This is a genomic window from Halobacillus sp. BBL2006, from assembly GCF_000786645.1.
In the GTDB taxonomy this organism is placed as follows: domain Bacteria; phylum Bacillota; class Bacilli; order Bacillales; family Halobacillaceae; genus Halobacillus.
The window spans coordinates 1-572 of sequence record NZ_JRNX01000909.1; the positions used below are offsets into that span (position 1 = coordinate 1).

Sequence of the window (572 nt, forward strand, 5' to 3'; positions counted from 1 at the left end):
CATCCCGATGTCTCCATACCGGGTTGCGCCAGCGGTGTCCTTCCCCGGCCATTTCGCGAACTTTTTCTTCATTAATCGTAATTCCAAGACCAGGTCCTTTGAGCATTTCCACCTGGCCATTCTCATAGGCAAATACCGAGGCGTCCTCGATATAGTCGAGCAAGTCACTGCCCTTATTGTAATGAATACCGAGGCTCTGCTCTTGAATGAACGCATTGTGACACGTTGCATCAACCTGCAGACAAGAAGCGAGCGCAATCGGGCCTAGCGGGCAATGCGGAGCAAGCGCCACATCATAGGCCTCTGCCATCGACGCGATTTTTTTACACTCTGTAATTCCGCCCGCATGAGATAAATCCGGCTGAATGACATCGACGTGGCCACTAGCAAGCAAATCTTTGAAATCCCAACGTGAAAACATCCGCTCCCCTGTCGCAATTGGAATGGAAGTATGAGCTGCAATCTCTTTCAACGCTTCATTGTTTTCCGGCAGTACCGGTTCTTCAATGAACATCGGACGATACGGTTCTAATTCTTTTGCCAAAATTTTCGCCATCGGTTTGTGCACTCGG

General features: G+C 49.7%; 1 protein-coding gene. It reads right to left on the minus strand.

Annotated features, from left to right (window positions below; all coding sequences use genetic code 11):
• Window positions 1-572: galactonate dehydratase (dgoD, locus tag LD39_RS20985; RefSeq protein ID WP_035553477.1), on the minus strand; the 572-nt coding region annotated here is incomplete at both ends.